Source organism: Nitratireductor sp. GZWM139 (assembly GCF_030068685.1).
GTDB classification, from domain to species: Bacteria; Pseudomonadota; Alphaproteobacteria; order Rhizobiales; family Rhizobiaceae; genus Nitratireductor; species Nitratireductor aquimarinus.
In genome coordinates, this window is record NZ_JAMQML010000002.1 from 72265 (window position 1) to 98673 (window position 26409).

Sequence of the window (26409 nt, forward strand, 5' to 3'; positions counted from 1 at the left end):
TATTCGCTGTGTTTTACCCGCGACAATCTGCCATCTAAAGCCGCCCCCGTCTGGACAAGTTCCTGCGTGGCGCATAGAAACCATCGAAAAATGCCGGGGGTAGAACCGGGCAGCTTTGCCATGCGTGGTAAAATGCCCGTGTTTGAGGTGCAATGAGGCTTCCCGACCGGCCGAACTGAGGTGAAAGGATCGCAGTCCCGTGAGCGCTACCGATTCGACCGAACATACAAGGCGTGACTTTCTTTATGTCGCCACAGGCGTTGCCGGTGCCGTTGGCATCGCCGGCGTTGCATGGCCGTTCATCGACCAGATGCGGCCAGATGCGTCCACCCGGGCGCTGGCGTCTATTCAGGTAGACGTGTCCGGCGTTGAGCCCGGCATGTCCCTGACCGTGAAATGGCGCGGCCGGCCTGTGTTCATCCGCAACCGGACTGAGAAGGAAATTGAGGAAGCCAAGGCTGTTGCTCTGGCCGACCTCAAGGACCCGATCGCACGCAATGCCAACATTGCTGCCGATGCACCGGCGACGGACATCGACCGCTCGGCGGGCGAGGGCAAGGAAAACTGGCTCGTCATGGTTGGCGTCTGCACCCATCTGGGCTGCGTGCCGCTCGGCCAGGCCGGTGATTTCGGCGGCTGGTTCTGCCCGTGCCATGGTTCGCACTACGACACCGCTGGCCGCATCCGCAAAGGTCCGGCTCCAGAAAACCTGGCGGTTCCGACTTTTGAATTCGTGTCCGACACCGTCATTCAGGTCGGCTAAGGCTTGGCGAGAGGGGATTTTCAATGAGCGCTGGACATTCGACCTATACGCCCAAGACCGGCCTCGGCCGCTGGATGGATGCGCGTTTGCCGCTTCCGCGTCTGGTCTATGATTCTTTCGTGGCCTATCCGGTGCCACGCAACCTCAACTATGCATACACCTTCGGCGGCATCCTTTCGCTGATGCTGGTGGCGCAGATCGTGACCGGTATCGTGCTGGCCATGCATTATGCGGCCAACACCGAAGTTGCCTTTGTTTCCGTCGAGAAGATCATGCGCGACGTCAACTCCGGTTGGCTGCTGCGCTACCTGCACTCCAACGGCGCGTCGATGTTCTTCATCGCCGTCTATGTGCACATCTTCCGCGGCCTCTACTACGGTTCCTACAAGGCGCCGCGTGAGATGCTGTGGATCCTCGGCTGCATCATCTACCTGCTGATGATGGCGACGGCCTTCATGGGCTACGTGCTTCCGTGGGGCCAGATGAGCTTCTGGGGCGCAACGGTTATCACCGGCTTCTTCACCGCCATTCCATTGGTGGGTGAGTGGATCCAGCAGCTGCTTCTGGGTGGCTTCGCCGTCGACAACCCGACGCTGAACCGCTTCTTCTCGCTGCACTACCTGCTGCCCTTCATGATCGCCGGCGTTGTCGTCCTGCACGTGTGGGCGCTGCATGTGACCGGTCAGACCAACCCGACCGGCATCGAAGTGAAGCAGAAGACCGACACCGTGGCCTTCACGCCCTATGCGACCGTCAAGGACGCGTTCGCCATGGTCGTGTTCATGCTGCTGTTCGCCTACTTCGTCTTCTACATTCCGAACTACATGGGTCACCCCGACAACTACATCGAGGCTGACGCTCTGAAGACCCCGGCGCACATCGTTCCCGAATGGTACTTCCTGCCGTTCTACGCGATCCTGCGTGCGATCACCTTCAACATCGGACCGATCGACTCCAAGCTGGGCGGCGTTCTGGCCATGTTCGGCGCCATCGCGGTTCTGTTTGTCGTGCCCTGGCTCGACACCTCGAAGGTTCGTTCGGCTGTCTACCGCCCGTGGTTCAAGCTCTTCTTCTGGCTCTTCGTCGTGAACGCCGTCTTCCTCGGCTGGCTCGGCTCGCGTCCGGCAGAAGGCATCTACGTGGCGATGGCACAGGGTGCGACGCTGTACTACTTCGCCTTCTTCATCGTGATCATGCCGGTTCTCGGTCTGGTCGAGACGCCCCGCCGTCTGCCCAATTCCATCACGGAAGCGGTGCTTGAGAAGAAGTCCTCCGCCGGCGCGCCGGCCACCGAACAGGCAAAGGGCTGAGCGAGAGAATGCGCAAAGGGATTTTCGAAATGAAGAACGTCCTCAACGGATTGGCCGCGCTCGGTCTCGGTCTGGCTGTCGCTACGGCAGCCGATGCCGCCGAGTTCCCGATCAAGAAGCCGGTCGAGCAGGACTGGTCGTTTGCCGGCCCGTTCGGCACCTACGACAAGGGCCAGCTGCAGCGCGGCTTCAAGGTCTACCGCGAGGTCTGCGCGGCGTGTCACTCGATGAATCTTGTGGCGTTCCGCAACCTCACCGATCTCGGCTACTCCGACGCCCAGGTGCGTGCGATTGCAGCCGAGTATGAGGTCGAGGACGGCCCGGATGATGCCGGTGACATGTACATGCGCCCGGCAAAGCCGTCGGACCGCTTCCCGGCTCCGTTCGCCAACCCGCAGCAGGCTGCCGCCTCCAACAGCGGTGCAGTCCCCCCGGACTTCTCGCTGATTGCCAAGGCACGCGCTGTCGAGCGTGGTTTCCCGACCTTCGTCTTCGACATCTTCACCCAGTATGCCGAGGCAGGCCCGGATTACATCCACGCCCTGCTGACCGGTTACAGTGACGTTACCGAGGGACACGAAGTTCCGGCTGGCACCTACTACAACCCGTACTTCCTCTCCTCGGCTTCGCTGGCCATGGCGCCGCCGCTCTCCGAGGGCATGGTGACCTATGATGACGGTGCGCCCGAGACGGTCGATCAGTATGCGCGCGATATCTCCGCGTTCCTGATGTGGGCAGCCGAGCCGCACATGGAAGCACGCAAGTCCACGGGCTTCGTGGTCATGATCTTCCTTCTGCTCTTCGGCGGTCTGGTCTATCTGACCAAGCGCAAGATCTGGTCTGACGCACACTGACGCGCCGTCCACATAAAGAGATTTGAAAGGGCGCCGCCGGCGCCCTTTTCTTTTGCGCGATGATGCAGTTTACAGTCAGGTGAAAACGCCTGATCTCGCGCAGACAGGGCAACAGCAGACCATCTGCCGTTTCATCGTTCTGTGTGAAAGGTGAAGCGGACAATCAGGCGAAACAGGGCAGGGCACATGGCAGCTTCGCAGACACTTCAGGAAACCCTTCTTTCCGCAATCCGCACGATCCCGGACTATCCGAAACCCGGCGTGATGTTCCGCGACATCACCACGCTTCTGGGCAATGCACGCGCCTTCCGCCGTGCGGTGGATGAGCTGGTGCACCCCTATGCCGGCACCAAGATCGACAAGATCGCTGGTATCGAAGCGCGTGGCTTCATTCTGGGCGGCGCCATGGCGCACCAGCTGTCGTCGGGCTTTGTTCCGATCCGCAAGAAGGGAAAGCTGCCGCACGACACCGTGCGCGTGGCCTACAGCCTTGAATACGGCATCGACGAGATGGAGATGCACAAGGACGCGGTGAAGCCGGGCGAGAAGGTTCTTCTGGTCGATGACCTGATCGCCACCGGTGGCACCGCCGAAGGCGCGGTGAAGCTTCTGACCCAGATGGGTGCGGAAATCGTCGCAGCCTGCTTCGTGATCGATCTGCCGGACCTGGGCGGCCGCGCCAAGCTTGAAGCGCTTGGGGTCGACGTCCACACCCTGATCGCCTTCGAAGGCGATTGAATACTGTTGTTTCTTGAAGTTTTTCAGTATACCCTCATAAGGAGTTGTTTTTATTTAATTATATTATAATTTAGATATATATAGATGAGATTGTCTTTTTTGTTGGTGCTCTTCGCTATTGGCGGAGAGCTCTCCACTGCGTGTTTGGCGCAGGAGGGGGCCGTCATTCATTTTCCTGTCGGCTCGACGGGAGACGCGGAAACCGATGCTCAGTGGGGACTTTCCCGGATCAATGCCCACCTGGCTCACAGGGCCGGGTTCACCGGCGGGGGCATCCTGGTCGGCTTGCTCGACAGCGGAGCCGACGCTTCTCATCCAGAGCTTTTCGGGCGGGTTTCATCGAAGTCGTTTGATCTTCGTGGCCTCATGTATGGCAGCAGTGACCCTGTTGGACACGGCACGATGGTGGGGAGTGTTCTGGTCGGGAACAGGGACGGAAACGGTATGCATGGAGTGGCCTATGACGCCACGCTCATGTCCGTTCAGTTGTCGCACTCCGACCCTCTCGACCTCACATTCGCTTTCTCCTTCATGTATGCGCTGGAGATGGGGGTCGACCTCATCAATGCTTCGTTTGGGCTGCAGACCTACGTGCCTCTGTACCCCGACGATGATCCCGGGGTTCTCAGCCCTTTGAGTTACACTCTGTTTGCGGTGCATGAAGCCGCCGGTGCGGGGATCCTGACAGTTTGGGCGGCGGGCAATCATGGCCGTGAATCTGTTGCGCTTCTTCCGAGCCTCCCGCTTGTCTTTCCTGAACTGGAAAGCACCACGCTTGCCGTCACCGCAGTCAATACGGATGGGCGGCTCGCCTATTACGCCAACAAATGCGGCTTCGCCGCCCGTTGGTGTCTGGCAGCGCCTGGCGGAGAGGCCGGTGCATCAAATGGCATCTATGCGGCCCGGACAGGGGGAGGTTATCTCTCCGGCATGGGCACTTCGCTGGCTGCACCGCATGTCACCGGCGGGCTCGCAATCGCGCGTCAGATGTTTCCGCAGGCTGATACGCGCGACATACGCAAGCTGATCCTTCGCACCGCGCTCGATATCGGTGATCCGGGCGTTGATCCGGTTTTCGGCTGGGGCCTGCTTGACCTGGGCAATCTGACGGAAACTATTTCCCCGGCCGGGCGCAGTATTTTTGCCGCTTCTTCCCGCAGCAGGCACATGGCGATGGCGCAGGCGGCACGCGCGCCTTTTGAGACTATGCGGCGACGCGCGCCGCTAAACGACCGGCTCTGGATGAGTGGCAGTTTCTTGCATTCCAGAACTTCCGTCTCACCCGGTTTTCCAGAGGCGCGAGCGAGCATCAGGACGCTCTACACGGGTGTCGATCTGATCGATCAGGTCAATGTTACCGCCGGCTTTGGCGTTGGCTACGCTGAGGTGGACACCAGTGAGCGTGCCACTGCCAACACCGCGCATGCGAAAGGCGTGCATGGTTTCGCCTATGGGACCTGGGATATTGGCGACTGGCGCCTGCGGGCCAGCGCGGGCGTCAGCCGTTTCCGCCAGACCCACACGCGGCGCACCATCCCGGGGCTTGCCGGCACGGTGACCGCGCTGGGCCAACCGGTGGCGCAGTCACACAATGTCGCCCATGGTGGTTTCGGAACGATGGAGACCGGTTATCGGCGGGCTTTCGGTTGGGGGGACGCAACGCTCTTTGCGCATTTTTCGGGGATCACCCAGCGCTTCGGGCCGGCACATGAAACGGGGCTGGAACTGCTCGGTCAGACTGTGAGCGCCGACCGCATCACCACGGTTGAAGCTGGCCCGGGCATCCGCCTGTCCGGCAGGTTCGGTCTGGCGGACTGGGAGGTCGAGCCGGGACTGGAGCTCGCTTACGCGCGTGTTCTCAAGCCGGGCGCTTTCGCGGTCGATACCACGCTTCTCGGCCGTGTGCTGGAAGCGCGGGCCGAAGGGGTGGGGCGTGACAGGCTTGATATCGCGGCGAAGCTGGATCTGCATTTGCCGGAAACCGGTGCGTCCGCCAGAATTGGCTATGCCGGCGCGTTTTACGGGGCCGGCAATCAGCACCAGGTTTCGCTCGGCCTGTCGGTCAGCTATTGACTGCGGCCTTCATCAGAACGCCGTTGTCGAACTGCATCACCGTTTCGCCGTCGCCATTGCAGGCGGCGGCCATCAGCGTCACCAGATGCCAGCCGGGGCGTGAGGCGAGCGGACGATGCGCCGTTGCCGTGCGCGTGAAGGTGATCGTGTCGCCTTCAAAGACGGGTTTTAGCCATTTCAGGTTGGAGAAGCCGGGGGAGGGGCCGAATTCGGGTTTTTCGCCGGGGCCGTCCCATGCGCCATGGGCGTCGCGTTCAATGCCTTCGAGATTGTAGCGCATCCACATGGAGCAGGTGTGCCAGCCAGAGGCGCACAGCCGCCCGAACACGCTGTCGCGTGCGGCTTCCGGGTCCGTGTGGAAAGGCTGCGGATCATAGGCGCGGGCGAAGGCGATGATCTCCTCGGCGCTGAATGTGTGCGTGCCCAGCGTCACGGTTTCGCCAAGCCGCAGAAAACGGTCGATACTCATGCTGCCGCTCCCGTCGCACGCATCCTGAACATGATCGGGTTCTCCATCTCCATCACCGTCTCACCGCGCTGGTTGGTCACCAGATGGCGAAACGTCACCAGGCCGATGCCCGGGCGCGATTTGAGCGGACGGCGCTCCAGCACCGTTGTCTGGCCGCTGAGCGTATCTCCGGCGATGACGGGGCGCTTCCAGCGCGCGTCGGTGATGCCGGGCGAGCCCTGAGACGTGGAATCGACCAGAAACGCGTCATAGAGCATCCGCATGAACATGGCGCAGCTGTGCCAGCCGGAGGCCGCCAGACCGCCCAGTATGCTGGCCTTGCCGGCTTCTTCGTCCAGATGCATGGGTTGCGCGTCGAACTGTCTTGCAAACGCGATGATCTCTTCTGCGCTCACGGTCTTCTCGCTGAACGGGATTGTCAGTCCCGGCTCAAGATCCTCGAACGCCCACTTCTTGTCTGTCATGATTGCTTCCTGTTCAGGCTTGAACCTTATGGCCGCAAGCGCGGCCTTCTTCAAGGACCTGGCCCTAGAGCCAGCCGCGCCCCTTGAAATACCAGAAGGGAAGCACTGCCGAGAGGACCATCACGACAAGGGCCAGAGGGTAGCCATAGGTCCATTGCAACTCCGGCATGAACTCGAAGTTCATGCCGTAGATCGATGCGACGAGGGTGGGCGGCAGGAACACCACCGCCACCACCGAGAAGATCTTGATGATGGCGCTCTGTTCGATGCTGATCATGCCAAGCGTGGCGTCGAGCAGGAAGTTGATCTTGTGGGAGAGGCTGGAAGCATGAACGGAAAGCGCTTCAACATCGCGCGACAGCGTCTTGATATGGGCGCGCAGCTCCTTGCTGTTCTTTGCCGATACGGCGCTGAAGAAGGTGGCAAGACGCTGCATTGTGAGCAGGCTTTCCTGCAGGTTGGCGAGCAGGTCTTCCTTGCCGCCGATCCTGCGCAGAATGATCTGAAAGCTGCGGTCGCGGCTGGACGCTTTCTTTTCCGACGGATGGAAAATGCCCTTGGAGAGTTCCTGAACTTCGCGGCCGGCGCGTTCGAGAATGTCCGCGAGCCGTTCCACCACGGCGTCGAGCAGGTTGATCAGAACCGCCTCGCCGGTGGCGCAGCCAAGGGCGCTCTTCTCCGCCCGCTGCGGAAATGTCTGGAACGCGCGGGGCTCGTGAAAGCGTACGGTGACCAGCGGCTTGCCCGGCGACAGGATGAACGTCACCGGCCCCATCTCGGGCTGATCCTTCTCGCTCTGTGCGGGCAGGGTGGTGGTCATGAAGTGCGCGCCGTCTTCGCTGTAGAGGCGGCTGGAGACCTCGATCTCCTCCATGTCCTTGCGGTTTGGCACGTCGATGCCGAGCCAGTCCTCGACGGTTTTTTCTTCTTCGTCGGTCGGGGCGAGCAGGTCTAACCAGACGATTTTTTCACGCTCGGCGTCTGCAAATTCGACAGGCTTAAGGCGTTGGTTCTCAAAAATAAAAGTCTTAATCACATCTACTCTCCTGCAAAATCCCGGGGCGACCATTTCCGGCTATTGTGACGCCGTCAAGACATGATGCCGGGATGTGCAGAAGACAGGGGGTGCAGCCTGTCGGCGACACCCCCGTTTTTCATTGTGGTCCGTGGTGCCTCAGGTGTTGAACTTGAACAGCATCACGTCGCCATCAACCACGACATATTCCTTGCCCTCGTCGCGCGCCTTGCCGGCGTCACGGGCGGCGACTTCACCGCCGAGGGTCACGAAATCATCATAGCCGATGGTCTGGGCGCGGATGAAGCCGCGCTCGAAATCGGTGTGGATCACACCGGCAGCCTGCGGGGCCTTGGCACCCTTGTGCACGGTCCAGGCGCGGGTTTCCTTCGGGCCGGACGTGAAGAAGGTGATCAGGTCGAGAAGTTCGTAGCCGGCCCGGATGAGGCGGTCGAGGCCCGGCTCTTCCAGTCCCATGGCGTCCAGATACTCGACGGCTTCTTCATCGGAAAGCTGGGCGACTTCGGCCTCGATGGCGGCGGAGATGACGACGGTGCCGGCACCCTGCGCAGCAGCCATCTCTTCCACGCGCTTTGTCTGGGCATTGCCCTCGGCTGCGTCGCCTTCCGCCACGTTGCACACATAGAGAACGGGCTTGGAGGTGAGAAGGTTCAGGCTGCGCAGGATCTTCAGATCTTCGGCTGCAATACCGTCGAGCAGCACGCGCACCGGCTTGCCGTCCTGCAGCAGTGCAAGCGACTGCTCCATCATCGGCAGAAGCGTCTGGGCTTCCTTGTCCTTGCCGGTGGCGCGCTTCTGCATCTGCTGCGTGCGGCGCTCAAGGCTCTCCAGGTCGGCAAGCATCAGCTCGGTCTCGACCGTCTCCGCATCGGCGACCGGGTCGATCCGGCCTTCCACATGGGTGATGTCGTCATCCTCGAAGCAGCGCAGCACATGAACGATGGCGTCCACTTCGCGAATGTTGGCGAGGAACTGGTTGCCGAGCCCTTCACCCTTGGACGCGCCACGCACCAGGCCGGCGATGTCGACAAAGGAAATGCGGGTCGGGATGACCTCCTTGGAGCCGGTCACGGCGGAGATCTTCTTCAGGCGCGGGTCGGGCACCGCCACCTCGCCCGTATTGGGCTCGATGGTGCAGAAGGGGTAGTTGGCGGCCTGTGCGGCTGCCGTCTTGGTGAGTGCGTTGAAGAGCGTCGATTTGCCGACATTGGGCAGACCGACGATGCCGCATTTGAAACCCATTTCCTATTCCTTCTGGCCGAGGAGTTTCTTCAGCATGGCCGCCATGGGGCCATTTTCCGGTATTGAGGCCGATGGCCCCTGTTGCCGCGCCTGGCGAATGTGGCTCTGCTTCCGGGCGGGCTTCTTTTCCTGTTTGGCGGCCGGCTCAGCGCCGGACCCTTTCACCGCGAGGCTGACGCGGTTCATGAAACCCGACTCGTCACCCTCGGCCAGCATGGCGATGTTGTCTGCCACCGTGTCGAGAAGCGGTTCGAGCCAGGCCTGGTCTGCCTTGGCGAAATCACCCAGAACATGCGCATTCACACGCGCCTTGTCGCCGGGATGGCCAATGCCGATGCGCACGCGGCGATAGTCCTTGCCGCAATGGGCGTCGATGGACTTGATGCCGTTGTGTCCGCCCGAGCCGCCGCCGGTCTTCAGGCGCAGCTTGCCGGGGGCAAGGTCCAGCTCGTCATAAAAGACGATCAGGTCTTCAAGACCGACCTTGTAGAACCGCATGGCTTCGCCGATCGCCTGGCCAGAAAGGTTCATGAAGGTCTGCGGTTTGATCAGCAGCACCTTCTCGCCGCCGATGCGCCCTTCGGCCACCAGCGCGTTGAATTTCTTTGACCATGACGAAAAATTATGGCGGCGCGCAATCGCGTCCGCCGCCATAAAACCGACATTGTGCCGGTGCCGTTCGTATTGCTGGCCGGGATTGCCGAGCCCTGCAATAAGCAGCATGAGATCTTGCAGGAAAGGGGAGGATTACTCCTCGCCCTCGCCCTCCTTCTCTTCCGAACCGGCTTCTTCGCCCTCGGCAGCTTCTTCCGACTTGAGGCCGGCCGGTGCTGCGACGGTTGCGATGGTGAAGTCGCGGTCGGTGATGGTGGGTTCCACGCCTTCCGGCAGCTTGACTGCGGAGATATGTGCGGAATCGCCGATATCCATGCCAGCCAGATCAACCTCGATGTACTCGGGGATCGCCGTAGCCGGGCAGGTGAACTCGACTTCGTGACGAACGACGTTGAGAACGCCGCCGCGCTTGATGCCGGGTGCGGTTTCTTCATTGATGAAGTGAACCGGCACGTTGACGGTCACGACGGTGCCCTTGCCGATGCGCAGGAAGTCCACATGCATCAGGAAGTCGCGGACGGGATCAAGCTGGTAATCCTTCGGGAGGACCTTGATCTTCTTGCCGTCGACGTCGATCGTCGCGATCGTGGTGAGGAAGCCACCGGCGTGGATCTTCATGAACACTTCCTTGTAGGGAAGCGTGATGGAGATGGGGGCATCCTTGTCGCCGTAGATCACGGCGGGAATCTTTCCGTTGCGCCGAATAGCCCGGGCGGACCCCTTACCGACCCGTTCGCGCGCCTCGGCCTTCAGCTCATAGCTCTGGCTCATGGCCTGTCCTTTCATGTTGTGGAGCGCTTTCAGGCGAACCTGAAAACGTGAAAGCTGTCCGAAACGGAACCGGACGGCGCTACAAGCGCTGCCTGAAGACCGAATTGTATCGGGCGAACTTCCATCCGCGGTGCCTCCAAGGGTGTCTACGCGGACGGCGGGTCTATAGCCGATGGAGGGGGCGTGCGCAAGGGCGCAACGCCTTTTACGGCACGGCGGCGGGCTGTATCGGCTGTGTTTCCTGCCGACCCGGCTTCTCACCGCCCGTACGCGCATCATACGCAGCGCGTGCGGCCTCCATCCGGCCCGCATTGTCGAGTGCGAACTGTTGCAGCACGGAAAGCGGTTCGGCGAGTTCGTGACCGAACGGGGTGAGTCGGTATTCCACGCTGGGCGGCACCGTCGGATATTCGATGCGCTCCACGAAACCGTCACGCACCAGCGCGCGCAGCGATGCGGTCAGCACCTTCTGGGAGATGCCGTCCACGCGCCGTTTCAGCTCGTTGAAGCGTAGCGGTTCCCCGCGCAGGCGTCCGATGATGAGCGATGTCCACTTGTCGCCGATGAGGGACAGGATTTCGCTGATCGGGCGGCAGCTCTCGGATATGTGCCCATGACGCGGTTTCATAAAGGTGCCTTCTTGCAACGGGTTTCCTGCTGTCAGATATAGGCCTGGTTACCAAAGGATACCACCGGGATTTTGACCCCGGCCGGACAGAGGAATGAAAATGAAGAAAGTTTTGGTTCTCGTCGGCTCCAATCGCAGGGAGTCGATCAATCTCAAATTCGCGCAGGCGCTTGAGAAGCTTGCGGAGGGTCGGCTCGAATTCGAGTATTTCGACCTGTCCACGCTGCCGATGTACAATGATGACGACGCTGCGGATTATCCTGCGGCTGCTCAGCACCTCAAGGATCGAATCGGCGCAAATGATGGTCTTCTGATCGTCACGCCGGAGCACAACCGTTCCATTCCCGCCATTCTGAAGAATGCCATCGACTGGGGTTCGCGTCCCTGGGGCATGAACAGCTGGACCGGGCGGCCGACCGCCGTTGTGGGCGCCAGCCCGGGCGCAATGGGCGCCATCGCCGCGCAGATCCACCTGCGCTCCATTCTGGTAAGCCTTGGCGCAACGTTGATGACCAGCCCCGAGGTCTATCTGCAGATGAAGCCCGACCTCATCGACGGGAACAACGACATCACCAATGAGGACACCAGGGCCTTCCTGGCCGAGTTCGTCGACAGGTTCTCTGCGTGGGTCGGCGCTGATGCGGAGCGCGCCGCCGCCTGACTTCATCAGGCAAGAGCCATAAAAAAAGCCGGCCACAGAGGCCGGCTTTTTTGTGTCGATAGCATTGGTTCAGTCGAACAGGCTCGAAACCGATTCTTCCGATGCCGTGCGCGAGATCGCCTCGCCGATCAGGTCGGCAATGGTGATCGTGCGAATGTTTGGTGCTGCTTCCACCGCAGAGCTCGGCTGAATGGAGTCGGTGATGACCAGCTCCTTGAGCCGTGAGCCGCTGATGCGCGCTGCTGCGCCGCCCGAAAGCACACCATGGGTGATGTAGGCGGTGACGCTGGTTGCGCCATTGTTGAGCAGTGCGTCGGCCGCGTTGCACAGCGTGCCGCCCGAGTCGACGATATCGTCGATCAGCAGGCAGTCCTTGCCGCTCACATCGCCGATCACGTTCATGACTTCAGACTCACCCGGCCGGTCGCGGCGCTTGTCCACGATGGCAAGCGGCGCATCGATGCGCTTTGCCAGCGAGCGCGCCCGCACCACGCCGCCCACGTCCGGCGAAACCACCATGACGTTGGAGAGCGTGTAGTTGGCCTTCACGTCGCGCGCCATCACGGGCACGGCGAAAAGGTTGTCGGTGGGGATGTCGAAGAAGCCCTGGATCTGGCCTGCATGCAGGTCCAGCGTCAGAACGCGGTCAGCGCCTGCCTGGGTGATCAGGTTCGAGACCAGCTTTGCCGAGATCGGCGTACGGCCCGATGTGCGCCGGTCCTGCCTTGCATAGCCGAAATAGGGCAGCACCGCAGTGATGCGGCGGGCCGAAGAACGGCGGAAGGCATCGATCATGATGAGAAGTTCCATCAGGTGATCGTTGGCCGGATATGCGGTCGACTGCAGGACGAAGACGTCCTCGCCGCGCACATTTTCCTGGATTTCGACGAAAATTTCCTGGTCCGCGAAACGTTTGACCGTCGCTTTGCCAAGAGAAATGTTGAGATAGCGGGAGACGGCCTCTGCCAAAACCCGGTTGGAATTGCCCGCAAAGAGCTTCATGGAATGTCCTCGGAGAACGCCTTGACGCTTGCCCGCGCTTTTAACGGGGTGAGACTGTATTGCAAAGGGAATGACGGAAAAAAACGCATTTTAAGGCAGAACTGTGTGGAAATGTCCCACCTGCTGTTCTTCGCGTCTGTTATCCGGTTTTCTTCCCGAACCAGTTTTTGTCGGCTATCGAGTTGCAAAGGCAGTTTAGGCCCCTCGGGGGCCTGCGGCTAGCCCTGCCGTTGCGCGAGCCAGGCGGTGAGCTGGCTCATCGTGGAGTCGGCCACAGCTTCCATCGTCGTGCTGGTAACGGAAGACCATCCATCGCCGCTGCCGCCGGGAGCTGCCTGCTGGCCCTGAATGCGGTGGAGCCGGTTGCCGGACGGATCGAGCACATCCCAGACATAGATCACCGTGGTCTTGCCGCCATCGGCGATCGCCGAGAAATAGCCTTTCATCACCATCGGTGCGCTCGTGCCCTGCGGCACGATTGCTATGCCGCTCTGGCGGGCCCGCGCTTCCAGACGGCGTGAGAGCGCCGGTACGGCCTGCGCGGTCGCGCCGACAACCGGGGCGAACTGGATCCGCTGGTTGCCCGTGACGGCCTGAATGGGCGCTGCGGCAGCCTGTGTGGCGGGATCGGCCGTGGCTGCGAGCGCAGTCGCCAATGGTGCTTCCTGTGGTGCCGCCACCTGCTGCGAGGCTGCGCCGGGAACGGATGCGTCCGGCGTCGGCCCCGAATTCATGTCGAGCACGGAGCCCGTGTTGCAGCCGGCAAGGCTTGCAGCACCCAAAAGGGCAAGGCCCGTTATGATGCGCTTTGCGTGAATGCGACGGTCCCCCGGATACTCTTGGTTGTACATCGTCATATTGCCTCTACCGGGTGATCAGGTCCAGCCCGTAGCGCGAAAGCGGCTCGGGGGCTTCATCCGTTGTCAGGTAGGTGCGGCCAAGGCACATGGCGTTGCCGGATTCCGAATCCATGATGATCATGTGCGCGAACAGCGTCATGCCGGGCGCAATCGGTTCGCTGTTGCCGGCATAGAACATCTGCGGATCCATCCACGAGGGCGCAAAGCGGGCACCAAGGGAGTAGCCGCAGGCGTTCAGGCGGTGCTTGGTCAGGCCGTGGGTCTCCATCACGCGGGCGTGCGCGTCAAACACGTCACCGAATGTGTTGCCCGGCATCATGGCCTTCTGTACGGCGGTCAGCGCATCGCGCGCGGCGTCGAACAGTTCCTGATGGCGCTTGGAGACCTTGCCGGTCAGCACGGTCTGCATCATCGCCGCGTGGTAATGGTGATAGACGCCGGCCCATTCGAGTGTGAGCTGGTCGTTCTTGTTGAGCTTGCGGCGGCCAGCCTTGTAGCGGCACAGAAGCGCATCTTCGCCCGAACCGATGATGAACTCATTGGCCGGGTAGTCGCCGCCACCGGCCAGAACCGCGCCCTGCATGGCGGCGAGAATGGCGGCCTCGTCGCCTCCCTGCTTGATCAGGGGGAGGGCGGCGTCCAGCGCCTCGTCACCGAGTTTGGCGGCCCGCTTCACCTTTTTGATCTCGGCCTCGCTCTTGAAGAGCCTGAGGCGGCTCACGAGGTCGGAAGCGTCTTCGATCTTGCCGAAGGTCTGGAGCTGCTCGTCCAGCAGGCGCGTGTTGCGACCGGTCAGGCCATGTGTGTCATATTCCACGCCGATGCGCGCGCCCAGAAGATCGAGATCATTGAGGAGATTGCGCAGGTCGGCGGCCGGGTTGGCGTCGTGCCGGTCGGTCCACAGAACGATGTTCTCGATGGTGGAGGTGTGCCGCGCCTGCCGCAGATCGGCCGAACGCGTGAGAAGCACCATCGAGCCATCGGCCTTCACCACAAGGCACTGGAAGAAGCAGAAGCCGAACGTGTCGTATCCGGTCAGCCAGTACATGCTCTCCTGAGCGAAAAGCAGCATCGCATCGAGCTTGCGCTCGGCCATTTCGATGACGAGGCGATCGCGTCGGGAATCGAATTCTGCCTGTTCAAAATGAAGCGCCATCAAATGTCCTCCAAGACGATCGCTGAAATCTGGCGTCCGTAATCGGCTTCACCGCGATGCGTGGCGCGGCGATAGGAATAGAAATGCTCTTCTTCTTCATAGGTGCAGCGGCCAAGCTGTGCGGCGTTCACGCCCGCCGCCGTCAGCCGCGCCACCGTATAGCCGTTGAGGTCGAACAGCGCGTGGCCCGGCTTGTCCGACGCGCGAAACCAGATCTGATTGGCCGGATTGTGGTTCACGAACCGCTCGACGAACTCCGGCCCCACTTCATAATTTGCCTGACTGATGGAGGGGCCGAGCACGGCGGTGATGTTCTCCCGCTCCGCGCCAAGCAGCTCCATCGCCGCAATCGTGTTTTCCAGAATGCCGGTCAGCGCGCCTTTCCAGCCCGCATGGGCGGCGGCGATGACCCGCGCCGTGTCGTCAGCAAACAGGATCGGCCCGCAATCGGCGGCCAGCGCGCCAAGCGCCAGCCCCGGCCGGTTTGTCACCAGCGCATCGGCCTGCGGGCGTTCGGAACCGAATGCCCCGTCGACGATGATCGCATGCGGCGAGTGAACCTGATGGACTGTCAGGAGATTGTCGGGCGCAACGCCCAGCCATTCGGCCACGCGGCGGCGGTTTTCCGTCACCGTTTCGGGCTCGTCGCTGGACCCGTAGCCGACATTCAGCCCGTCATAAAGTCCGGTCGAGACGCCGCCTGCACGGGTGAAGAACCCGTGCGCCACGCCATTTTTCCCGGCGCGGTCCAAAAGCGGCGACCGCAGGGGCTCCGGTCTCGTATTCTCGTGCATGCGCCGCCTTCTCAGATAGTCTCAAGCGGGCGGATCGTGAGGCAGGGGCGAAACCAAGTCAATGCGGCGAAACGAATGGTGGAACCGTCACTGTGGATGACGTTACGGCCAGAACCTTGAACAGCGTGCCCATCTGCTCAGGCCCGGCCAGCCGCTCCACGGCGTTGCGGATTGCCTGCTGTTCCGTGCCGTTCTTGTCGGCGCCCAGTCGCCCGGCACGCTCCAGAATGCCAAGCCCGATGAGGAAGTCGCCCTGATCCATCAGCGCTGCGGCAAGCCCTTCGTCCCGTGCAGCGCGTGCAAGGGCGGAAAAATCCACATGCGCGGTCAGGTCAGCCTTGCCCTGGTCCTTCAGGATATTCGTGTAGGCATGGCTGCGCATGGCCTGAAGCGTGTCGCCGGGGGCGGGCGTCGCATAGCCGTAATCGATGAAGAGGGCCGCGCCGCCCTCAATGCGAATGCGTTCCGCCATGCGTGTCATCAGCGCGTTGCGTGCCGGTGCGAGCTCGACAATGGCTCCAGAGGGCGCTTCTTTTGCACCGGGCGGCAGAAGCGTCTCATCGGCTGCGCCTGCACCGGCCATGAATGAAAGCCGGTCATTGGCGTCGAGGCCGACCGTGCGCTCGCGCCAGCCCGAATCGGTCTTTACGTACTGGCGCACCGGAATGGCGTCGAAAAGCTCATTGCCGATGATGAAGAGCGGGCCGTCCGGCAGCGCGTCGATATCGGTGATCCACCGGGGAGAAGCGCCGGATGCCGCGAGCGTCTTGCGCTGCACCTCGCTCAGCCTTGGGCTCGCTTCGATCATGTAGAGGCGCATCTGCCGGCTGAACGCCGGGTCGATCTTTGCCCAGGTTCGCAGCATGTCCTTCATGAGCGTGCCCCGGCCGGGGCCGATTTCTGCAAGGATGGGATTGCCCGGCGCACCGCTGGCCTTCCACGCGGTGTAGAGCCAGACGGCGCACAGTTCGCCGAACATCTGGCTGATCTCGGGCGCGGTGGTGAAGTCGCCTGCCGCGCCAAAAGGCTCGCGCGTCGTGTAGTAGCCCTGTTCGGGGTCGAACAGGCAAAGCGCCATGTAATCCGCGACGCTCATCGGCCCCGTCGTCGCGATCTGCGCCCTGATGCGCTCTTCCAGTGTTTTCATAGGGCTGTCGCCGGAGCGGCCTTGGCCCGTGCCCGCAGCATTGCCCAGACGCCCACCAGCACCATCGGCGTCGAGAGCACCATGCCCATGGTGAGCCAGTCGCCCGCCAGATAGCCGATATGCGCGTCCGGCTCGCGGAAGAATTCGACAATGATGCGCGACAGGCCGTAGCCGCACACAAACGCGCCGGCGACGAAGCCGGGCATCTTGAGCTTCAGCCCCTTATGGGTGAGAAGGCGCAGAACCACGAACAGCACCAGCCCTTCGAGTGCGGCCTCGTAAAGCTGGCTCGGGTGGCGCGGCTCCGGTCCGCCATTGGGGAAGACGAAGGCCCAGGGCGCGTCCGTCACCCGGCCCCACAGTTCCGAATTGATGAAGTTGGCGACCCGCACGAGGCCGAGCCCGATGGGCACAACGGCGGAAATCGTGTCGAACAGGCTCCATGCATTGATGCCGCGCTTTTTCGCAAAGAGAAGCATGGCGAGCGTGACGCCGAGCAGCCCGCCGTGAAACGACATGCCGCCTTCCCACACGGCGAGAATGTCGAGCGGGTTCGCGATGTAGCGGGGGAGATCGTAGAAGAGAATGTAGCCAATGCGTCCGCCGGCCACGATGCCGATGGCGGCCCACAGAACGAAATCGTCGAGATCCGTGACCGTCATTGCCGGCTTGCCGCCGGCCCAAAGACGTTCGTTCGAAACCAGCCGTCGCGCATACCACCAGCCGAGCAAAATGCCGACCACATAGCCAAGCCCGTACCAGTGAATGGCAAGCGGTCCCACCTGTAGCGCCACCGGGTCTATGTTGGGGAAAGGCAGGGCGGCCAGCGGCGTCATCAGATAGTCGGTCAATCGGGTCTCCCGGCGCGTGAATTCAGACGCGGCAGGTATTGCGGAGCATCGGGGCGAGGTCAAGGCGCGCAGTGCCGCGGCTTCCCATCTTCAATCTGGAGAAGGCGCTAAGGCTTTCAGCCTAGTCGCTACCTCAAGTCCCGAGGCGTAGAATTCCGGCTCCTCAGTCTCGGCAACAGATTTCTCGATAAGGAGCAGTATCAACCCCGGGAGGTAATGATGACCGATACCAAGTGGATGATCAGGGGACGTGAATTTATTCACTGCAACTGCGCTTATGGATGTCCATGCCAGTTCAATGCCCGGCCCACACATGGAGGCTGTCACGCTGTCGGGGTGGTGCATATCGATGAAGGCCGGCATGGCGACGTCAAACTCGACGGTCTGAGCATGGCCATGATCGTGTCATGGCCGGGCGCCATTCACGAAGGCCATGGGAGTGTCGTGCCCATCATAGATGAGCGCGCGGATGAAAAGCAGCGCGAGGCAATGCTGCGGATCATGAGCGGTGAGGACACGGAGCCCGGCGCAACCTTCTTCCAGGTTTTCTCAACCACCTATGAGAAAGTGCATGATCCGGTTTTCGCAAAGATCGATTCCGATGTGGACGTCACTGGCCGCTCGGCGACGTTGAACGTGCCCGGCTTGATCGAGGCGCGCGGTGAGCCGATCATCAATCCGGTTAGCGGCCAGCCACACAACGCACGCATCAACCTGCCGAACGGCTTTGAATATGATGTCTGCGAGGTCGGACGCGGCTGGGCGGACACGCAGGGGCCGATTGCAATGTCGATACCCGACTCGCACGCCCACTTTTCCAGGGTCCACATGACCGGCGAGGGCGTTGTTCACTGACCTGATCCTTCGAGGAGGACAAAGGCATGGCTTCCACCGCACTGGAAATCACTCTGCGGCGTGATCGCCTGATTGTTGGCGCGGCCCTTGCCGCGCTGACCGTCGTTTCCTGGCTCTACATACTGTGGCTGGTCGAGACCATGGATATGGGCATGACCATGCCTGCAGGCGACATGACCTCGTCCATGCAGGACGCTGCGCCGATGAGCGACATGGCGATGAGCGACATGGCCATGGGCGAGACGGTGATGGCGGGCCTGCATCCGTGGAGCTTCACCTATTTCGTCTTCATGTTCGTCATGTGGGCGGTGATGATGGTCGGGATGATGACGCCATCCGCCGCGCCCATGATCCTCATCTATGCCCGCGTCGGTCGCGCCGCTGAAGAAAAGGGCAGGCCGCTTGCGGCGACCGGTTTCTTTGCCAGCGGCTATCTTCTTGCCTGGACCGCATTCTCCCTTATCGCGACCCTCGGCCAATGGGCGCTGGAGCAGGCGCTTCTTTTGACACCCATGATGGCAAGCGCGAGCGCGCTCTTCAGTGGGCTTGTGTTGATTGCCGCCGGTCTGTTCCAGTGGACCCCGCAGAAGGATGCCTGTCTGAGCCATTGTCAGGCGCCGCTTGCCTTTGTTCATGCCCATGGCGGCTTCCGGCGCGAGCCTCTGGGTGCGCTGGCGCTTGGCTTCCATCACGGGCTTTACTGCATCGGCTGTTGCTGGGCGCTGATGGCGCTTCTGTTTGTCGGCGGCGTGATGAACGTTCTCTGGATTGCCGCCATTGCGATCTTCGTGCTCGCCGAAAAACTGTTGCCGCCGCGCTGGCCGGTGTCACGCATGGCCGGTGGCGTTCTGATTGCGCTCGGCATCTGGGTGCTTGCCGGCGGCGCGCTTTAGGCTGCGTTCTTGATGGCGCTGCGACAGCAAATGACCTTGCATTCGGCGCGCGGGCCCACTACCTCAAATGGATCAACCTGAAAGGCGCGCCATGACCAACGGAAGCAACCGGATCCTCGACGAATTCGCCAAGCTGATGACCGATGCCGCAGGCGCGGCCCAGGGCGTGCGCCGCGAGGTGGAGACCGCATTTCAGGCGCAGGCCGAGCGGGCCCTGAACGCGATGGACGTCGTCCAGCGTGAAGAATTCGAGATGGTGCGCGAAATGGCGCTCAAGGCGCGCGAAGAAAACGCTGCCCTGACAGCGCGTATCGAAGCACTTGAGGCTCAGCTTGCTGACGCCGGAGCGTCCAAGGCTGCGAAAACTGATTCTAAGCCGGCGTCATCCACCCGGACGAAAAAATAATTTTTTATTACCGTCGCCTGTGTATGGCGTCGAAAAATCCTTGTTCGAGAGTCGCTTACGCCGCGTTGCCCTTGGCAGCGCGGCGTTTCTATCCACACGCCCCCGGTCCTTTCGGCAAAAAAGGTCTGGTCACGCGACTCTGCATCAATAGACTGAATTTACAGCGTGATTCGTAACTGGTCATGCAGTTGGGCAGGGGCGGGCCCGTAGTAGTTCCATGCGTTGTCGTTGTCGCTCCACAATGTGTTTCAGGTTTGAAACGTCTTGCGGGGGAACCCTCCCGCCGTGGATTCTTGCGGGGTGCTTCGGTGCCTCCAGATACGGGAAAGCAGATTAATGAGCCTTCTTGAACTCGACATGACCCGTGATGCGCATCCCGTGGATGTCATCGAACATGTCGCGAACACCAATGACTGGAGCTTCGAGCGCAATGGCGACGACGAGATCGCCATCGCCGTGGCCGGCACCTGGACCGACTACAACGTGTCCTTCTCCTGGATGGAGGAGTTCGAGGCGCTGCATGTGGCATGCGCATTCGATCTGAAGGTGCCCGCGAAGCGCACGCTCGAGGTCATGCGGCTCCTTTCGCTCATCAACGAACAGATGCTGTTCGGTCATTTCGATCTCTGGGAGCGCGAGAACGTCGTCATGTTCCGCCAGGCGCTCGTTCTGTCCGGTGGCGTCGAGCCCACGGGCCAGCAGGTCGAGACCATGCTGAACAGCGCCCTTGAGGCATGCGAATGCTATTATCAGGCATTCCAGTATGTCATCTGGTCCGGCAGCACCGCACAGGAAGCGCTCAACAGCGTCCTGTTCGAAACGCACGGCAACGCATAAGCTGCAGGGCAGGGGAGCGGGCATGTCCTCCGACAAGACACCGGAAATCACCTTTGACGATTTCCTGAAGGTCGATATTCGCATCGGCACGGTCGTCGAGGCAGAGCCCTATCCCGAAGCCCGCAAGCCGGCGATCAAGCTGAAGGTCGATTTCGGTCCCGAGATCGGCATCAAGAAATCGTCGGCGCAGATCACTGCTCACTACAAGCCGGAGGCGCTCGTCGGTCGCCAGGTTGTGGCCGTGGTCAACTTCCCTCCGCGCCAGATCGGCAAGTTCATGTCCGAAATCCTCGTGATGGGTTTCTCGGATGAAGACGGCGCGATCGTTCTGGCAGGCTCCGACAAGAAGGTGCCGAACGGCAGCCGCCTGCACTAGATCGCCCTGCGTCCGTTTGGGTGCATGAAGGACGATCCAGACTGCTGCCCGCGCATCTGGCGTCAACGGTCGCAGTCGCCGATTTTCTCTTCATTGCGGCGCCCTGAGCGCTCAGCCGATCACCGGTGTCTGGCTGATGCTGGCGAAGCCGGTTTTCTGATCCGCCAACTCCTTGCTGAACCGATTGTTCTTCGCGCATGAAAAAGGCCGTGCGGAGGTCCCATTCCGCACGGCCCCAGACGACCTTATGGGCCGAATGCAGTGATTTGCGTCAGGCGAGTTCTTCGTCGCGCTGGTTGACGAAAATCAGAACGCCGAGGATCGCGACGTAGAACTTGAAGGCAGCGTCCTGGCCGTTCCAGATCTTGGACTGCCACATCAGGAACCACTCGCCGCCAACGACCATGAAGCCGAAGAACCATACGAGGAAGCCGATGGTTGCGCCGGCGATCATCAGCTTCTTCGAAGCGTTGAATTCTGCGGCCGAGCCGTTGCGGGCACCGAGCATCTTCAGGCCGCCGAGCAGGAACAGGACGAAGGTCAGGCCTTCACCTGCGATGATGAGCCAGTAGCCGGCATGCCAGAACGCGGGCGTCGTGATCGCGCGGTACATGGCCGAGTTGCCTTCGAACGTCGTGTCCATGCTGAACACGTGCTGCACGAACGCGAAGTTCGAGCCGTAGTCGGTGATGTTGTTGAACGTAACCATGAACGCGAAAGCCGCGAGGGCCAGCGTCATGGCGATTTTTGCGTAACGTGAGGTCATTTGCCCCTTCCCTCCGATAAGCGACCGGGCAAAACCATTCTTCTGTGGCCCGGGCGCGACTCAGTGTGTTAGACGAAAGGCGTAGGTGCAATCTTTTGTAAGCAAAACGTCAAGCGCGCGCGTATTTTTCGACAAAAGTTTCGACAGTCTGGAGCGGAATTCTTGAAAACGGCTATTGAACTGACCCAAACCGCGCGCCGGAAGGTGGACGCTGAAGGCCTCGGTGACCGTGTCGCCGGGCTGGTGCTTGGCGAATGGGCGCAGACGGGAGACTTCGTGGAACTCGCAGGCGATGGCGAGGCTCTGGTCTTCATCATCCACGCGCGCCGCATCCGCATTGAGGCTGATGGCCGTCAGACGCTTGTCTTCAAACTGGATCATCCAGCGCGGCCGGTCACGCGCTGAACCGGACGGGGCGGGTCCTGCGGCCCGGCCTCAGGCCGGAACCCGGATCACCGCCCGCAGACCGCCAAGCGGACTGTCATCCAGCGACACGTCGCCGCCATGGCTGCGCGCAATGTCGCGCGCGATGGACAGGCCAAGCCCGGTGCCGCTCTCATCCTGATTGCGCGCCTCGTCCAGCCGCACGAACGGCTTGAACACGCTTTCACGCATGTCCTGCGGAATGCCCGGCCCGTCATCGTCCACGGTGATGGTCAGAATGCCGTTTGCATTGCGCGCCGTGATCTCCACCTTGTCGGCATAGCGGAACGCATTGCCGATCACATTGTTGAGCAGGCGGCTGAAGGCATTGGGCCGCACATGCAGAAGCGTGTCGCCGGTTGTCACGATCTTCAGCTCGCAGTCGCGCAGGCCCGCCTCTTCCTGCGCGCGCTCGAAGAAGGCGGCGAGATTGAATTCGCCCGGATCTTCCGCCGCCTCGCCACGGGCGAAGGCAAGATAGCCCTCCAGCATTGAGCGCATGTCCTCGATGTCCTGATTCATCGCCTCAATGTCTTCCTTGCTGCTGGCCACGGCCAGTTGCAGCTTGAAGCGGGTCAGGATGGTGCGCAGATCGTGGCTCACGCCTGTCAGCATGGCCGTGCGCTGTTCGATCTGTCTTTCAATGCGCTCGCGCATCAGCAGGAAGGCGCTGCCGGCGCGGCGCACTTCCTCCGCGCCGCGCGGGTGGAAGCCGCTTGGCGTCGGCCTTCCCTTGCCGAAACTGTCGGCAGCCTCTGCCAGTTGCAGGATCGGACGGATCTGGTTGCGCAGAAAGGCGACGGCGATGGCGATCAGGACAAGCGATGTGCCCACCATCCACAACAGGAAGATGTGCGTGTTCGAGGCATAGGCCTGGCTGCGCCGCGCAAAGACGCGCAGAACCCTGTTGTCGAGCTGGATGCGGATCTCGACAATGTTCGAATTGCCCACCGTGTCCAGCCAAAAGGGGCGGTTGATCTGCCGTGTGATCTCTTCGCCCAGCGTCTGATCCAGGATGGAGAAAAAGGGCTTGGGCCCGGGGGCGGGCAGGGGGTCGGGCGGCAGGAGGTCGATCTTCAGCGCCAGCCGCTCCTGCGCAATGCGGATCACCTGGGCGTAGCCGTCGTCGTCGGGATAGGTCTCTATCATGTCGATGATCGCGGAGATGTCGCGTGTCACCGCCTGGCTGAGGCGCTGCGTGACGGTCTGCCAGTGACGTTCCATGAACACGAAGGCGATGACCGACTGCAAAAGCAGCATCGGCGCAATCACGATGATCAGCGAGCGTGCATAAAGCTGTTTTGGCATATAGCGCGAGATGACGCGCCAGAAGCGCCGCCATGGTCTGCGCATCGCCCCCAGTGCCTGTTTCAGGCGCGCCAGCGGCGTGATCTTTTCGTTCGAGTTAACCTGCAAGTTCGCCTTCCGCCCTGTGGGCGCCCATTCCCGAGATGCGATTTCGGTTTGATCGTAGAGCATCAGGCCGAAAAGTGGAATCCGGTCTTGCCACATCAGGTACCCGAAACAGTGTCTCTCTGGCAGAGGGTAATTTCTGCGCTTGACTTCAAGTCGACTTGAACTTCGACACTCTGCCTGTCGGTGGATGGGCCGCCGGCATTTCAGAAGGAAAGATGCATGTCGACGATTTCGACAGATGCCGCGTTCGCACCGGTCTACCGGGTCGACAAGTTCGCCGTTCCGGCGGCCGGGCGTCAGGAATTTCTGGAGCGCGTGTCAGCGACCCACGATGCCCTGCGCAGGCAGGATGGTTTTGTGCGCGATGTCGTGCTGGAGCAGGCCTCGGGGCCGGGCGACTTCAACTTTGTCACGCTGGTGGAATGGCGCGATGAAGCAGCCTTTGCCGGAGCCTCACAGGCTGTCGCCAGCATGCACCGGGAAACCGGGTTCGACCGTCATGAAATGATGGAGCGTCTGGGTATCCGGGCGGACATCGCCAATTATCGGGCCTTGCCGGTCTAAGACTATTCCACGCTCAGCCGGTAGCCGATGCCACGCACGGTCTGGAGATAGACGGGGTTGGACGGGTCGCGCTCGATCTTGCGGCGCAGGCGATTGATCTGCACGTCGATGGTGCGCTCGCCCACTTCCGAATCCTCGCCCACAAGCTCGTGCCGGGGCACGGTCTCTCCGGCGCGTTCGGCAAAGATGACCATGATGTCGCGTTCGCGATCTGTCAGCTTCACGAGCTTGCCCGTGTGCTTCAGTTCGCGCTTGGCAATCTGGAACGAGTAGGGGCCGAAAACGACCTGTTCCACCTTTGGCGTGGTTTGCGGGCTGCTGCGGCGCAGGATGTTGTTGATGCGCAGAACCAGTTCGCGCGGGTCGAAAGGCTTTGGCAGATAGTCGTCCGCGCCGGCTTCCAGCCCCGATACGCGGCTGTCGGTCTCCGAGAGCGCCGTCAGCATCAGGATCGGGGTTTCCTTTTCCTCACGCAGAGATTTGGTCAGCGAGACGCCGTCTTCGCCCGGCATCATCACATCGAGAACCACCAGATCGAAGTCGAGCCCGACGAGCTTGCGTCGCGCTTCGGCGGCATTGCTGGCGATGGTGACGCGGAAACCGTTTTCGCGCAGGAAGCGGTTGAGAAGGCTGCGAATGCGTGTGTCATCGTCCACGACCAGCAAATGCGGCGCATCATCGCTCAGGACCGTCTTGTCCTTTTCGAGATTGCCGGTTTCGCTCATCGTGATGACCTCCTGAACTCGTGGCGCCTGAATCGGTGCCTTACTTAGAACGCCCGTTTGGCAGTTTGTCCATCTGGGGGCGTAGTTCCGGGTTCACCATGGCGCGCAGGAAGCGCTCCACTGCGGCGACGTCGCCCGGCTCCGCCTCTTCAAGTGCCGCACGGATGCGGCGGGACTGTGGCAGGGCGAGTTCCATCGCCAGGTCACGCCCCTTCTGTGTGGGATAGAGCTCGCGCTGGCGGCGGTCGCGCGGGCCGGGAACCTGCACGATGTAGCCATCATCGATCAGCTGTTTCAGAACGCGCGCCAGGCTCTGCTTGGTGATCCTCAGAACATCCAGCAATTCCGCCACGGTCAGGCCGGGCAACCGGTTCACAAAGTGCAGCACCCGGTGGTGCGCGCGCCCGAAACCATACTCGGCAAGGATGGCGTCCGGATCGGCGGTGAAGTCGCGATAGGCGAAGAAGAGATGCTCGATAACGGCAAAATCCACGCCATCGTCCAGCGTCAGCGGGGTTTTGATCGGCTCATCGTCGATTGTGCTCATGGGCTGCTTGCAGTCGATTTCATTTGTTGGCGAAGAAATTATGTCAGCCTTATTGACATAATTTCGGCGCGTTGATAATTTTTGACAACGTTTTAGGCCTGTAGCGCACAAATTGGTATCTGGAAGAAGCTTTTACGGAACTTCCTTCAAATTCCTGTCCGCCACAGGTAGGCTAAGACGATTGAAGGCGCCGCCCGAGGGGCGGCATTTCGGTTTGTCCGGTCGTTGGAATACGGACCGGCAGGAGAGGTTACATGGCAGCGGTTCCTTTTGATCAGCTCGAGGGCTTTATCTGGCTCAATGGTGAATTCGTCAAATGGGCAGACGCCAAGATTCACGTACTGACCCATGGCTTGCATTATGCAAGCGCGGTGTTCGAGGGCGAGCGCGCCTATGATGGCGAGATCTTCAAGCTCACCGAGCACACAGAGCGTCTGCATGAATCGGCGCGGATTCTCGGCTTCACCATTCCCTGGTCGGTGGAAGAAATCGACGATGCGTGCCGCGAACTTCTGGCGCGTCAGGGCTTCTCCGATGCCTATGTGCGCCCGATTGCCTGGCGCGGCAGTGAGCTGATGGGCGTTTCGGCCCAGCAGAACCGCATCAACCTCGCCATCGCCATCTGGCAGTGGCCGAGCTATTTCGATCCGGAGCAGCGCCTGAAGGGCATCCGTCTCGATATCGCAGAATATTGCCGTCCGGACCCGCGCACTGCGCCGTCCCGGTCCAAGGCTGCCGGTCTCTACATGATCTGCACCCTGTCCAAGCACGCCGCAGAGGCCAAGGGTTATGCCGACGCGATGATGCTCGACTGGCGCGGTCAGGTTGCCGAGGCGACCGGTGCGAACATCTTCTTCGTCAAGGACGGCGTTCTCCACACGCCGACCCCGGACTGTTTCTTGGATGGCATCACCCGGCGCACGGTGATCGAGCTCGCGCGCCGTCGCGGCATCGAGGTTGTCGAGCGTGCGATCATGCCCGAAGAGCTGGAAGGCTTCGAGCAGTGCTTCTTATGTGGCACGGCCGCCGAAGTTACGCCGGTTGCAGAGATCGGGCCGTACCGTTTCGAAGTCGGTGAAATCACGCGTCTTCTGATGAACGACTACGCCAGCGAGGTTCGTCCGAGCCTGCGCGTCGCTGCGGAGTAAAAGGGATGCAATCAGAGGT

Annotated in this window: 31 protein-coding genes; 14 read left to right on the forward strand and 17 right to left on the reverse strand. The window is 61.3% G+C overall.

What is annotated here, in order from left to right; all coding sequences use genetic code 11:
* Positions 1 to 199: 199 nt before the first annotated feature.
* The 5 genes from petA (at position 200) to NDI72_RS02735 (ending at position 5738) form a co-directional block, all read left to right on the forward strand.
* Entirely contained in the window at positions 200 to 763 is a 564-nt protein-coding gene (petA, locus tag NDI72_RS02715) for a ubiquinol-cytochrome c reductase iron-sulfur subunit (protein WP_113155823.1), read from the forward strand.
* Positions 764 to 786: 23 nt separating this feature from the next.
* The gene (locus NDI72_RS02720) at positions 787 to 2073 is read left to right on the forward strand and encodes a cytochrome b (protein WP_113155822.1); all 1287 of its coding nucleotides are present in this window, start codon (positions 787 to 789) and stop codon (positions 2071 to 2073) included.
* A 29-nt stretch (positions 2074 to 2102) separates the two neighbouring features.
* Positions 2103 to 2927, forward strand: coding sequence for a cytochrome c1 (locus tag NDI72_RS02725; protein ID WP_283799506.1), 825 nt, complete (start codon positions 2103 to 2105; stop codon positions 2925 to 2927).
* A gap of 186 nt (positions 2928 to 3113) precedes the next feature.
* Positions 3114 to 3665, forward strand: coding sequence for an adenine phosphoribosyltransferase (locus NDI72_RS02730; protein WP_113155821.1), 552 nt, complete (start codon positions 3114 to 3116; stop codon positions 3663 to 3665).
* A gap of 84 nt (positions 3666 to 3749) precedes the next feature.
* The gene (locus NDI72_RS02735) at positions 3750 to 5738 is read left to right on the forward strand and encodes a S8 family serine peptidase (RefSeq protein ID WP_283799508.1); all 1989 of its coding nucleotides are present in this window, start codon (positions 3750 to 3752) and stop codon (positions 5736 to 5738) included.
* On the opposite strand, the gene NDI72_RS02740 is transcribed toward NDI72_RS02735, so the two are convergent.
* From NDI72_RS02740 to NDI72_RS02770, 7 genes are all read right to left on the reverse strand, one after another.
* Positions 5728 to 6207 (reverse strand): MaoC family dehydratase, encoded by a 480-nt coding sequence (locus tag NDI72_RS02740; protein WP_206548249.1) that lies wholly within the window; start codon positions 6205 to 6207, stop codon positions 5728 to 5730. The genes NDI72_RS02735 and NDI72_RS02740 overlap by 11 nt on opposite strands.
* A complete protein-coding gene (locus NDI72_RS02745) occupies positions 6204 to 6671 on the reverse strand; it encodes a MaoC family dehydratase (RefSeq protein WP_206554686.1) in 468 nt (155 codons plus the stop codon). Before NDI72_RS02745 ends, NDI72_RS02740 begins: the two co-directional genes overlap by 4 nt.
* A gap of 64 nt (positions 6672 to 6735) precedes the next feature.
* Positions 6736 to 7707 carry a magnesium/cobalt transporter CorA gene (corA, locus tag NDI72_RS02750; protein WP_113155818.1) on the reverse strand — a complete coding sequence of 324 codons (972 nt, stop codon included), beginning with the start codon at positions 7705 to 7707 and terminating at the stop codon, positions 6736 to 6738.
* A gap of 138 nt (positions 7708 to 7845) precedes the next feature.
* Positions 7846 to 8949 carry a redox-regulated ATPase YchF gene (ychF, locus tag NDI72_RS02755; RefSeq protein ID WP_113155817.1) on the reverse strand — a complete coding sequence of 368 codons (1104 nt, stop codon included), beginning with the start codon at positions 8947 to 8949 and terminating at the stop codon, positions 7846 to 7848.
* Between the two features lie 3 nt (positions 8950 to 8952).
* Positions 8953 to 9672 carry an aminoacyl-tRNA hydrolase gene (gene pth, locus NDI72_RS02760; protein ID WP_113155816.1) on the reverse strand — a complete coding sequence of 240 codons (720 nt, stop codon included), beginning with the start codon at positions 9670 to 9672 and terminating at the stop codon, positions 8953 to 8955.
* Positions 9673 to 9696: 24 nt separating this feature from the next.
* Positions 9697 to 10335 (reverse strand): 50S ribosomal protein L25/general stress protein Ctc, encoded by a 639-nt coding sequence (locus NDI72_RS02765; RefSeq protein WP_206544027.1) that lies wholly within the window; start codon positions 10333 to 10335, stop codon positions 9697 to 9699.
* Positions 10336 to 10540: 205 nt separating this feature from the next.
* Positions 10541 to 10963, reverse strand: coding sequence for a winged helix-turn-helix transcriptional regulator (locus tag NDI72_RS02770; protein ID WP_283799509.1), 423 nt, complete (start codon positions 10961 to 10963; stop codon positions 10541 to 10543).
* A gap of 100 nt (positions 10964 to 11063) precedes the next feature.
* Between NDI72_RS02770 and NDI72_RS02775 the strand changes: the two genes are divergently transcribed.
* Positions 11064 to 11624: an NADPH-dependent FMN reductase gene (locus NDI72_RS02775; RefSeq protein WP_283799510.1), complete on the forward strand. Its 561-nt coding sequence runs from the start codon at positions 11064 to 11066 to the stop codon at positions 11622 to 11624.
* Positions 11625 to 11693: 69 nt separating this feature from the next.
* On the opposite strand, the gene NDI72_RS02780 is transcribed toward NDI72_RS02775, so the two are convergent.
* The 6 genes from NDI72_RS02780 to lgt all read right to left on the reverse strand — a co-directional run bounded on the left by NDI72_RS02780 (position 11694) and on the right by lgt (position 17419).
* On the reverse strand, positions 11694 to 12626 hold the full coding sequence (locus NDI72_RS02780) for a ribose-phosphate pyrophosphokinase (RefSeq protein ID WP_206544024.1): 933 nt from the start codon (positions 12624 to 12626) through the stop codon (positions 11694 to 11696).
* Positions 12627 to 12844: 218 nt separating this feature from the next.
* Positions 12845 to 13477, reverse strand: a complete 633-nt coding sequence (locus tag NDI72_RS02785) for a hypothetical protein (RefSeq protein WP_283799511.1) — start codon at positions 13475 to 13477, stop codon at positions 12845 to 12847.
* Positions 13478 to 13490: 13 nt separating this feature from the next.
* A complete protein-coding gene (locus NDI72_RS02790; protein WP_206544022.1) occupies positions 13491 to 14642 on the reverse strand; it encodes a M24 family metallopeptidase in 1152 nt (383 codons plus the stop codon).
* Positions 14642 to 15436: a peptidoglycan editing factor PgeF gene (pgeF, locus tag NDI72_RS02795; protein WP_283799512.1), complete on the reverse strand. Its 795-nt coding sequence runs from the start codon at positions 15434 to 15436 to the stop codon at positions 14642 to 14644. The genes NDI72_RS02790 and pgeF overlap by 1 nt, the downstream gene beginning before the upstream one ends.
* A 58-nt stretch (positions 15437 to 15494) precedes the next feature.
* Positions 15495 to 16583, reverse strand: a complete 1089-nt coding sequence (locus tag NDI72_RS02800; RefSeq protein ID WP_283799513.1) for a class I SAM-dependent methyltransferase — start codon at positions 16581 to 16583, stop codon at positions 15495 to 15497.
* Positions 16580 to 17419 (reverse strand): prolipoprotein diacylglyceryl transferase, encoded by an 840-nt coding sequence (gene lgt / locus NDI72_RS02805; RefSeq protein ID WP_113156388.1) that lies wholly within the window; start codon positions 17417 to 17419, stop codon positions 16580 to 16582. Before lgt ends, NDI72_RS02800 begins: the two co-directional genes overlap by 4 nt.
* 234 nt (positions 17420 to 17653) lie before the next feature.
* Here lgt and NDI72_RS02810 point away from each other — a divergent pair, with 234 nt between their 5' ends.
* The 5 genes from NDI72_RS02810 to NDI72_RS02830 all read left to right on the forward strand — a co-directional run bounded on the left by NDI72_RS02810 (position 17654) and on the right by NDI72_RS02830 (position 20801).
* On the forward strand, positions 17654 to 18289 hold the full coding sequence (locus NDI72_RS02810) for a DUF1326 domain-containing protein (protein ID WP_113156387.1): 636 nt from the start codon (positions 17654 to 17656) through the stop codon (positions 18287 to 18289).
* 26 nt (positions 18290 to 18315) lie between these two features.
* The gene (locus NDI72_RS02815) at positions 18316 to 19182 is read left to right on the forward strand and encodes a DUF2182 domain-containing protein (RefSeq protein WP_283799514.1); all 867 of its coding nucleotides are present in this window, start codon (positions 18316 to 18318) and stop codon (positions 19180 to 19182) included.
* 91 nt (positions 19183 to 19273) lie between these two features.
* A complete protein-coding gene (locus NDI72_RS02820) occupies positions 19274 to 19588 on the forward strand; it encodes an accessory factor UbiK family protein (protein ID WP_113155809.1) in 315 nt (104 codons plus the stop codon).
* A gap of 336 nt (positions 19589 to 19924) precedes the next feature.
* Positions 19925 to 20425 carry a type III secretion system chaperone family protein gene (locus NDI72_RS02825; RefSeq protein WP_113155808.1) on the forward strand — a complete coding sequence of 167 codons (501 nt, stop codon included), beginning with the start codon at positions 19925 to 19927 and terminating at the stop codon, positions 20423 to 20425.
* 22 nt (positions 20426 to 20447) lie between these two features.
* The gene (locus NDI72_RS02830; protein WP_283799515.1) at positions 20448 to 20801 is read left to right on the forward strand and encodes a tRNA-binding protein; all 354 of its coding nucleotides are present in this window, start codon (positions 20448 to 20450) and stop codon (positions 20799 to 20801) included.
* Positions 20802 to 21072: 271 nt separating this feature from the next.
* Here the strand turns inward: NDI72_RS02830 and NDI72_RS02835 are convergent, their stop codons facing one another.
* Positions 21073 to 21567 (reverse strand): DUF2165 family protein, encoded by a 495-nt coding sequence (locus NDI72_RS02835; protein ID WP_113155806.1) that lies wholly within the window; start codon positions 21565 to 21567, stop codon positions 21073 to 21075.
* A 162-nt stretch (positions 21568 to 21729) separates the two neighbouring features.
* Here NDI72_RS02835 and NDI72_RS02840 point away from each other — a divergent pair, with 162 nt between their 5' ends.
* The gene (locus NDI72_RS02840) at positions 21730 to 21972 is read left to right on the forward strand and encodes a hypothetical protein (RefSeq protein WP_283799516.1); all 243 of its coding nucleotides are present in this window, start codon (positions 21730 to 21732) and stop codon (positions 21970 to 21972) included.
* A gap of 30 nt (positions 21973 to 22002) precedes the next feature.
* On the opposite strand, the gene NDI72_RS02845 is transcribed toward NDI72_RS02840, so the two are convergent.
* Positions 22003 to 23343 carry an ATP-binding protein gene (locus tag NDI72_RS02845; RefSeq protein WP_113156386.1) on the reverse strand — a complete coding sequence of 447 codons (1341 nt, stop codon included), beginning with the start codon at positions 23341 to 23343 and terminating at the stop codon, positions 22003 to 22005.
* A gap of 282 nt (positions 23344 to 23625) precedes the next feature.
* Between NDI72_RS02845 and NDI72_RS02850 the strand changes: the two genes are divergently transcribed.
* Positions 23626 to 23970 (forward strand): antibiotic biosynthesis monooxygenase family protein, encoded by a 345-nt coding sequence (locus tag NDI72_RS02850; protein WP_283799518.1) that lies wholly within the window; start codon positions 23626 to 23628, stop codon positions 23968 to 23970.
* Positions 23971 to 23972: 2 nt separating this feature from the next.
* On the opposite strand, the gene NDI72_RS02855 is transcribed toward NDI72_RS02850, so the two are convergent.
* Positions 23973 to 24695: a response regulator gene (locus tag NDI72_RS02855; protein WP_113155803.1), complete on the reverse strand. Its 723-nt coding sequence runs from the start codon at positions 24693 to 24695 to the stop codon at positions 23973 to 23975.
* 40 nt (positions 24696 to 24735) lie between these two features.
* Positions 24736 to 25242, reverse strand: coding sequence for a MarR family winged helix-turn-helix transcriptional regulator (locus tag NDI72_RS02860; RefSeq protein WP_113155802.1), 507 nt, complete (start codon positions 25240 to 25242; stop codon positions 24736 to 24738).
* 254 nt (positions 25243 to 25496) lie between these two features.
* On the opposite strand from NDI72_RS02860, the gene NDI72_RS02865 reads away from it, so the two are divergent.
* On the forward strand, positions 25497 to 26390 hold the full coding sequence (locus NDI72_RS02865; RefSeq protein WP_113155801.1) for a branched-chain amino acid aminotransferase: 894 nt from the start codon (positions 25497 to 25499) through the stop codon (positions 26388 to 26390).
* Positions 26391 to 26409 lie beyond the last annotated feature (19 nt).

What these genes read in the sequence shown, in the direction of transcription:
- NDI72_RS02720 (WP_113155822.1), top strand. Translation starts at nt 787, where the DNA reads ATGAGCGCTGGACATTCGACCTATACGCCCAAGACCGGCCTCGGCCGC.
- NDI72_RS02725 (WP_283799506.1), top strand. Translation starts at nt 2,103, where the DNA reads ATGAAGAACGTCCTCAACGGATTGGCCGCGCTCGGTCTCGGTCTGGCT.
- NDI72_RS02730 (WP_113155821.1), top strand. Translation starts at nt 3,114, where the DNA reads ATGGCAGCTTCGCAGACACTTCAGGAAACCCTTCTTTCCGCAATCCGC.
- NDI72_RS02735 (WP_283799508.1), top strand. Translation starts at nt 3,750, where the DNA reads ATGAGATTGTCTTTTTTGTTGGTGCTCTTCGCTATTGGCGGAGAGCTC.
- NDI72_RS02740 (WP_206548249.1), bottom strand. Translation starts at nt 6,207, where the DNA reads ATGAGTATCGACCGTTTTCTGCGGCTTGGCGAAACCGTGACGCTGGGC.
- NDI72_RS02745 (WP_206554686.1), bottom strand. Translation starts at nt 6,671, where the DNA reads ATGACAGACAAGAAGTGGGCGTTCGAGGATCTTGAGCCGGGACTGACA.
- ychF (WP_113155817.1), bottom strand. Translation starts at nt 8,949, where the DNA reads ATGGGTTTCAAATGCGGCATCGTCGGTCTGCCCAATGTCGGCAAATCG.
- pth (WP_113155816.1), bottom strand. Translation starts at nt 9,672, where the DNA reads ATGCTGCTTATTGCAGGGCTCGGCAATCCCGGCCAGCAATACGAACGG.
- NDI72_RS02765 (WP_206544027.1), bottom strand. Translation starts at nt 10,335, where the DNA reads ATGAGCCAGAGCTATGAGCTGAAGGCCGAGGCGCGCGAACGGGTCGGT.
- NDI72_RS02770 (WP_283799509.1), bottom strand. Translation starts at nt 10,963, where the DNA reads ATGAAACCGCGTCATGGGCACATATCCGAGAGCTGCCGCCCGATCAGC.
- NDI72_RS02775 (WP_283799510.1), top strand. Translation starts at nt 11,064, where the DNA reads ATGAAGAAAGTTTTGGTTCTCGTCGGCTCCAATCGCAGGGAGTCGATC.
- NDI72_RS02780 (WP_206544024.1), bottom strand. Translation starts at nt 12,626, where the DNA reads ATGAAGCTCTTTGCGGGCAATTCCAACCGGGTTTTGGCAGAGGCCGTC.
- NDI72_RS02785 (WP_283799511.1), bottom strand. Translation starts at nt 13,477, where the DNA reads ATGTACAACCAAGAGTATCCGGGGGACCGTCGCATTCACGCAAAGCGC.
- NDI72_RS02790 (WP_206544022.1), bottom strand. Translation starts at nt 14,642, where the DNA reads ATGGCGCTTCATTTTGAACAGGCAGAATTCGATTCCCGACGCGATCGC.
- pgeF (WP_283799512.1), bottom strand. Translation starts at nt 15,436, where the DNA reads ATGCACGAGAATACGAGACCGGAGCCCCTGCGGTCGCCGCTTTTGGAC.
- NDI72_RS02800 (WP_283799513.1), bottom strand. Translation starts at nt 16,583, where the DNA reads ATGAAAACACTGGAAGAGCGCATCAGGGCGCAGATCGCGACGACGGGG.
- lgt (WP_113156388.1), bottom strand. Translation starts at nt 17,419, where the DNA reads ATGACGCCGCTGGCCGCCCTGCCTTTCCCCAACATAGACCCGGTGGCG.
- NDI72_RS02810 (WP_113156387.1), top strand. Translation starts at nt 17,654, where the DNA reads ATGACCGATACCAAGTGGATGATCAGGGGACGTGAATTTATTCACTGC.
- NDI72_RS02815 (WP_283799514.1), top strand. Translation starts at nt 18,316, where the DNA reads ATGGCTTCCACCGCACTGGAAATCACTCTGCGGCGTGATCGCCTGATT.
- NDI72_RS02820 (WP_113155809.1), top strand. Translation starts at nt 19,274, where the DNA reads ATGACCAACGGAAGCAACCGGATCCTCGACGAATTCGCCAAGCTGATG.
- NDI72_RS02825 (WP_113155808.1), top strand. Translation starts at nt 19,925, where the DNA reads ATGAGCCTTCTTGAACTCGACATGACCCGTGATGCGCATCCCGTGGAT.
- NDI72_RS02830 (WP_283799515.1), top strand. Translation starts at nt 20,448, where the DNA reads ATGTCCTCCGACAAGACACCGGAAATCACCTTTGACGATTTCCTGAAG.
- NDI72_RS02835 (WP_113155806.1), bottom strand. Translation starts at nt 21,567, where the DNA reads ATGACCTCACGTTACGCAAAAATCGCCATGACGCTGGCCCTCGCGGCT.
- NDI72_RS02845 (WP_113156386.1), bottom strand. Translation starts at nt 23,343, where the DNA reads ATGCGCAGACCATGGCGGCGCTTCTGGCGCGTCATCTCGCGCTATATG.
- NDI72_RS02850 (WP_283799518.1), top strand. Translation starts at nt 23,626, where the DNA reads ATGTCGACGATTTCGACAGATGCCGCGTTCGCACCGGTCTACCGGGTC.
- NDI72_RS02855 (WP_113155803.1), bottom strand. Translation starts at nt 24,695, where the DNA reads ATGAGCGAAACCGGCAATCTCGAAAAGGACAAGACGGTCCTGAGCGAT.
- NDI72_RS02860 (WP_113155802.1), bottom strand. Translation starts at nt 25,242, where the DNA reads ATGAGCACAATCGACGATGAGCCGATCAAAACCCCGCTGACGCTGGAC.
- NDI72_RS02865 (WP_113155801.1), top strand. Translation starts at nt 25,497, where the DNA reads ATGGCAGCGGTTCCTTTTGATCAGCTCGAGGGCTTTATCTGGCTCAAT.